This window comes from Streptomyces sp. NPDC047043, assembly GCF_040644055.1.
Taxonomy (GTDB): domain Bacteria; phylum Actinomycetota; class Actinomycetes; order Streptomycetales; family Streptomycetaceae; genus Streptomyces.
Map to the genome: position 1 here is coordinate 25733 of NZ_JBEYVO010000063.1, position 6308 is coordinate 32040.

A 6308-nucleotide genomic window follows, 5' to 3' on the forward strand; every position below is an offset into this window, starting at 1 on the left:
GATCCTGGCCCTCCTCTCTAGATGTCGGCCGCGGCGGTCAGCACGCCCGACGCGTCCTTCGGGACCGGCCATTCCTCGGACTTCAGCAGTTCGAGCCAGCGCTGGTAGAAGGTGCGCTGCGGGCCCTCCCCCACCAGTTGGCTCCCGATGGTGCCCGGGTAGGTGTCGCTCGGCCCGTCGTGCCCGAGGCCCATCTGGTAGTTCAGCATCGTGCGATGGATGACCGCGCCGCCTCGGCTGAGGTTCTCGCCGATCTGGCTCCAGTTCTCGCCGTCGTCCTGCTCGTAGATCCCGGAGGCGCTGAAGGTGCGCATCGTGGCGACCCGTTGCGCCTCCTTGACCTCCGGCGGGGCGGCCTTGTCGACGAGGGTGAGGGCCCACACCTCGAAGCTGTTGGGGCCCTTCGGGTGCCACACGCGCAGGCTGTTCTGCGGCTTGAGGTAGGACAGGTTCGGGAAGATGTTGTTGTGCGAGGTGTGGAAGCCCCACTCCGCACCGAGCCTCTCGACCTGCTCCGCGTGCGTGGAGCGGTAGTAGTCCGTCAGCACGTCGGAGGTGAAGAACACCGGGAAGAGCTGTCCGCGCGGGTCGAACGAGAAGCCCGTACCGTGGCCCCAGCCGTCGGAGTACTGGTAGCCGACGACGCTGCCGAACGGATCGCCGCCCCCGGGAGCCGCCTCCAGAGATACCCCTTCGAGCATGGCGATCGCGGCCGAGGCGTGGCTGATCTGGCCGTGGTAGGCGTCGCCCGCGAACTGCTCGGCGGCGAGCTTCCAGTTGCCGACGAAGGTCCACTTGTGAATGCCGGGGAGCACCTCGACGCCGCCCTCACGGCGGTCGATCATGGTGTCGAGGAAGCGGGTCGAGTCGCCCAGGTACTGCAGCAGGGGTGGCGCGGAAGGGTCCCAGTTGCCGAAGATCAGCCCCTTGTACTCGTCGACCTGGGTGACCGGCACCAGTCCCCAGTCGGCCGTCTTCAGCTCACCGTAGTAGGCGTCCTCGAAGCTGGGTACGTTGACGAGCTTGCCGTCGGTTCCGTACGTCCAGCCGTGGTATGTGCACGTGAACGCCTTGGTGTTGCCCGAGTCGGCGCGGCAGACCTTCATCCCCCGGTGCCGGCAGGCGTTGAGGTACGCGCCGACGGTCATGTCCTTCCTGCGGACGACGAGGACCGGGTCCCCGCCCATCCAGGTGGAGAAGAAGTCACCCGGTTTGGGGATCTGGGACTCGTGGGCCAAGAAGAGCCACGACCGTGCGAAGATCTTCTCCTGCTCCAGGCGGTAGATCTCCGGGTCCGAGAATATCTCGGGGCTGACGAGTCCCTGTTCGAAGTCGATGAGCCTGTCCAGACTCTCCATTTCCGTACCTCCGTGACGAAATGGCGTGGCGCGTGCGGGATGCGGATCTCCTGCCGGAAATCAGCTGACGTCGACGAGTTCGGGCAACGGAGGACGCCGGTCGGAAATACCGGACCGCTGTGCCGTCTCCCACGACACCTTCCCGTCACGGAAGAACTCCAGGAAAAGCTGGTTCACGAGTTCGGGCTGATCGGTCTGGCCCTGGTGCCCGGTGTCCTCCGGGTAGAAGAACTGCACGCCCGGCAGCGCGTCTTCCTGCGGGTAGCCGAAGACCTCGTGGGGAACGAGCACGTCCTCTTTTCCGTAGAGGTAGATCCCGGGAATCGACAGGCGGTCGAAACGGCCCTTCGTCGACAGACGCGCCTGGATGTCCTTGTCCTCGCCGCCGAAGGAGAGCTGGGTGCGGCGGCGGTAGTAGTCCTGGTGACGGAGCGCGGCGGCGGTCCGCATGGCCACGAGGTCCTCGGTGACGGTGGACGAGTCCCGGATGATCGCCGACATCATCTTCCGCATGGATTCCGGCGTGCCGTCGAACGCCATGATGTCCGGCCGGTCCGACTTCTCCTGTCCGGGCCGCAGGTCCGGGGACGGGACGAGATCGCCGAGACCGCCCGCGATGAGGGCGTAACTGCTGACACGCTCCGGATGCGCGAGCGTGTAGTTGACGGCGTTCAGGCAGCCCATGGAGTTGCCGGAGATGTGGAAGGTGTCCAGGCACAGCGCGTTCACGAAGTCGTGCAGGAAGTCGACGTGTGCGGCGTTGCCGTGTTCGGCCGGGTAGGCGCTCTCGTGGCCGGAGGTGTGTCCGAAGCCCGGCAGGTCGGGGCAGTACACCCGGAAGCCGTGGGCGCCGAGGAACGGCGCCATGAAGCGCCAGCCGGCGGTGGCGGACGAGCCGATGATCCCGCCGTGCAGCAGCAGGACGGCCGGGCCGGTCTCGCCGGACGTCATGTAGTGGGCCTTGGTTCCGTTCGGCAGCCGGACGTAGCGGCTGAGCATGCCGGGGACGGTGATGAGTTCTTCGTCGTTCAGGGCCATTTCAGCTCTCTCTGCGGGGAAGGGGAAGGCCTGCGGACGTGCGGGTCAGTCGGTGCCCAGACCGTCCATCATGGAGGTTCCGGGGGGCGGTCGATGGCCCCACACGGACGCGGCGTCGTAGTACCCGGTGTTGTGGTCGCCGCCGACGAGACGGCCGCCCCAGCCGTATTCGACCTTCACTCCCGAGGGGCTCTCGCAGTAGAAGGAGAGCATGCGGTCGTTCGTGTGCCGCCCGAGGCTCAGGCTGAGCGGTACGTCGTTGTCCTGGACGCGGTCGAGGGCCCGTCCGACGGTGTCCAGGTCGTCGACCTCGAGCATGAAGTGCTGCAGCATCGGCGGCACGCCCGGAATCGACACGAACGCCACCGTGTGGTGCCGTGGGTTGGGCGAGGTGAAGGAGCACGGCTCCCCCATCACCAGGACGTCCCGGACCTGGAATCCCAGTGTGCCGACGTAGAAGTCGCGGACCCGTTCGTACTCGTCGACGAAGAGAACCGCGTGCCCGAGTCCCTGCGGGCCGGTCACGAACCGCGCTCCGCGCGGCGAGACGAACGGCTCGCGGTCGCTCTTCCCGCCGTAGTAGAACTCGACCGGGTGCCCGGAAGGATCATGTGTCCTGAACACGTCCAGGACGCCCCGCCGCTCGGCGAGTCGCGGCTCGTCCTCGATTTCGATCCCGCTGTTCGAAAGCCGCTTGCGCAGGTTCTCGAACGCCTCGCGGCTGGAGACCTCCAGCCCGATGGCCGTCAGTCCGCCGTCGGCACCCGGTTGCACCGCGACGCGCCAACTCCGCTCGTCGACGCGGAGATAGAGACTTCCGTCGTCGGATCCGTCAGGCGACTGACCGACCTGCATTCCGAGGACGGATTCGGCGAATGTCCGCCATGCCGCGACGTCCTCGGCGGTGATGACGAGATATCCGAGGGAAGTTACCTCGAGACTCATATGGAATCCTCCCGGAGACGCTGTGCGAATTCCTGGAGCCGAAGGTAGGAGTGGCCGTACGAAGGCCACAACGCGGTTGGTCCGCATGTCGGACCCGCGCGGGAGATCCACTGAGCTGTCGTGGAATCTGCGCGCCTCGTCGCCCGCCTGCCGGCTGCCCCGGGGGCCAACCGATCCTCCACGGCTGACCGCCGCTGTGTCCGACTCGCCGTGATCACGGTCGGCGGGCGCGACGGCTCACGCGAGAGTGCTGCATGGGCCGAAGGGGCCCGGAAGTCACTCGGGGAGAGTGCTCCGAATCCCAGGAGGAGCACCGACCGCATACGCAGGTCCCCCGGGGGTCCGGAGCGCTGTGCCACTCCGGCCCACGGGGGACCTGTTGGTTGTGCCTGTGCAAGGGGCACCCTGGGGCCCGGACGTTCGCGCGCAGGGCCCCAGAGGCAAGGGCCGTGACCTGCTGGTGGCGCACTACGTCCTCCGCGGCGGCGCCCCGTTCTCCCGGCCGCGCCGTGAGCGGCCGTCAGTAGGCCACGGTGATACGGCGACGGATCGCGTCGCCCTTCTCCAGCTCGTCGACCAGCGCGACCGCGAAGTCCTCGGCGCTGATGGTGCTGCTGCCGTCGGGCGCGTACAGCATCTGGTCACCGCCGAGCCGGAACACACCCTTGCGCTCACCGGGGCCGATCTCGTCCGCCGGGGAAAGGTACGTCCAGTCGAGGTCGGTCACCTCGGCCCGGAACAGTCGCAGGACCTCGCGCAGGGCACGCGACTCGGGCTTGTAGATGTCGAGGAAGTCCGGGGTGTCCACCCGGTCCACACCCGAGGGGGTCTGGAGGCTGCCCGCCCCGCCGACGATGAGAAACCGCCGTACGTCCGCCGTGCGCAGTCCCTCGATCAGGGAGCGGTACGTCGCCAGGAGCGACACCGCCGGGTCGACGGAGCCGTCGCGAGCCGGGGAGATCGCCGAGACCACGGCGTCGTGACCGGCGGCGCCCTTGGCCACCTGGGCGGGGTCCGAGGCGTCGAGGGTCGCCGTGGTCAGCGCGGGGTTCTCCGGCAGGTCGCCGGAACGACCCGAGCGGGTCGCCGCGGTCACCTCGTGTCCTCGGGCCAGTGCTTCCGCGGCGATGCGCGAGCCGACCATGCCGGTGGCGCCGATCAGGAGGATCTTCACGGGGTGTCTCCGTTCGTTTCTTTCGCATGGGGTGAGTCCGGGTGCGCCGCCTGGGCCGTGCATGACCCTGACGCCGCCTGCTGCGAGCCCCCGGCAGCGCCGGCCAGCACCTTGCTGACCAGCTCCCGCAGAATGAGCCGCTCGACCCTGGTGAGCGGCTCCAGCAGATCCGCGGTGACCTGCGGCACGTGGGCCTCAAGTGCGCGCGTCAGCTGTTCCCGGCCACGGTCGGTCGGTTCCAGCAGCATCGCCCGTCTGTCGTCAGGGTGCGGATGCCGCGCCAGCAGGCCCTCGGTCTCCATCCGGGCGACCAGTCGGGTCAGTCCACCGGAGTCGACGGACAGCTCCTGCGCCAGGCGGGCGTTCGTGGTGCGGTTCTCGGGATGGCGGGCCAGTCGCAACAGGACCTCGAACTCCGTACCGGTGAGCCCGGTGGCCTCGCGCATCACGCGCGAGGCCCGGTCACCGATGGTGTTCACCAGCCGCAGGATGTCGCCGAACAGCACGACGCCCTCGTCGTTCACCAGCGAACCGCGATCCGCGGCACCGTCATTCATAAGACTGACTATACAGCAGACCTGCGAGCAAGCATCGCGAAAAAATCACTGTATAGCCAGTCAAGTCTCCCACATTCCGACAAATCAATCCATGACTTGTCAGCGGCTTGGCTCATACGTGTACTCCTTGACCTGTCTCAGAATGAGCGCGGTCTCGACGGACTGGACGCCCTGGAGCGCGCCGACCCTGTCGCTGAGATAGGTGTACAACTCGGCCGTGTCGCGGTGCAGGGTCGCCGCCACGACGTTGGCCTGACCGGTGGTGGCCGCGGCGAAGCGCACCTCCTGGTGTTCCGCGAGAGCCCTGCCGACGGCGGCGAGCGCTGCGGGCGCCACCGTGAGCCAGAGCATCGCCTCCACCGTTCGGCCGAGCGGTTCGTGATCGAACTGGACGTCCAGGTAGAGGACACCCGTGGAGCGAAGGCGGTCGAGGCGTCGTCTGACCACTCCCTCCGACAGGCCCGTCGCCGCCTGGAGTTCGGTGAGGGGAGCGCGCCCGTCACGTCGGAGCACGGCGAGCAGCGTCTCGTCGGCCTGGTCCAGGGTGACGGGCGTTCCGTCGGTGTCCACGGAGGGCGGCTGCAGCGCCGACATCTGCTCGGGCCCGAGTGCGTCGATCTTGCTCGGCAGGCTGAGCGGACCGCCGTAGAAGTGCCGCAGCACACAGTGGGCCGTGACCGAGATGACACTCGGTGAGCGCGGAAGCCGTCCGAAGAGCAGTTCGTCGCGCTCCTGCCGGCTGCGCGGCTTCATCCCGCACATCACCTCCGTACCGCCGGAGATCAGGCCCAGGTAGGCGGTGTCCGGACGCCGGGCCAGCGCGTCCGCCAACTGGGGTGCGATGTCGGGGGTGCAGCGCAGCCGGACGATCCAGGTGTCACGGCCGAGCCGACTGCCGTCCGTGATGCCGAGCACCCGCAGGCGCACGGTGTCGCGCAGCCGCCGGTAGCGGCGCGCGACGGTGTGGTCGGACACACCCAGCGTCTCCGCGATGCGGTTGAAGGGCGCCCTGCCGTCCAGTTGCAGTGCGTGCAACAGTTTCAGGTCGAGCGAGTCGAGCACGCCGTACTCCCAGTGGTTCCTGTTCGGGCCCGGTGTCGATGCGCGCCCCGGCCGGACGAAGCGGGTCCGGCCGCCGCCGGACACCGCCCCGTCGTCATCACCTGAGCTGCGCGCACGCCACGGCACCTTGAACGCCCGCCCGCATGGGTGGGCGTTCAAGGTGCCGTGGCGTGG

Annotated in this window: 6 protein-coding genes; all 6 read right to left on the minus strand. The window is 68.2% G+C overall.

Going from position 1 to position 6308, the window contains the following annotated elements:
* Positions 1 to 17: 17 nt before the first annotated feature.
* The 6 genes from ABZ880_RS52590 to ABZ880_RS52615 all read right to left on the minus strand — a co-directional run bounded on the left by ABZ880_RS52590 (position 18) and on the right by ABZ880_RS52615 (position 6260).
* Positions 18 to 1358 carry an aromatic ring-hydroxylating dioxygenase subunit alpha gene (locus tag ABZ880_RS52590; RefSeq protein ID WP_361278712.1) on the minus strand — a complete coding sequence of 447 codons (1341 nt, stop codon included), beginning with the start codon at positions 1356 to 1358 and terminating at the stop codon, positions 18 to 20.
* Positions 1359 to 1418: 60 nt separating this feature from the next.
* On the minus strand, positions 1419 to 2396 hold the full coding sequence (locus ABZ880_RS52595; protein WP_361278714.1) for an alpha/beta hydrolase: 978 nt from the start codon (positions 2394 to 2396) through the stop codon (positions 1419 to 1421).
* A gap of 45 nt (positions 2397 to 2441) precedes the next feature.
* Positions 2442 to 3341, minus strand: coding sequence for a VOC family protein (locus ABZ880_RS52600; RefSeq protein ID WP_361278717.1), 900 nt, complete (start codon positions 3339 to 3341; stop codon positions 2442 to 2444).
* 520 nt (positions 3342 to 3861) lie between these two features.
* Positions 3862 to 4515 carry an NAD(P)H-binding protein gene (locus tag ABZ880_RS52605; protein WP_361278719.1) on the minus strand — a complete coding sequence of 218 codons (654 nt, stop codon included), beginning with the start codon at positions 4513 to 4515 and terminating at the stop codon, positions 3862 to 3864.
* Positions 4512 to 5072: a MarR family transcriptional regulator gene (locus ABZ880_RS52610; protein ID WP_361278721.1), complete on the minus strand. Its 561-nt coding sequence runs from the start codon at positions 5070 to 5072 to the stop codon at positions 4512 to 4514. The genes ABZ880_RS52605 and ABZ880_RS52610 overlap by 4 nt, the downstream gene beginning before the upstream one ends.
* A 99-nt stretch (positions 5073 to 5171) precedes the next feature.
* Entirely contained in the window at positions 5172 to 6260 is a 1089-nt protein-coding gene (locus ABZ880_RS52615; protein WP_361278724.1) for an Lrp/AsnC family transcriptional regulator, read from the minus strand.
* Positions 6261 to 6308: the final 48 nt, after the last annotated feature.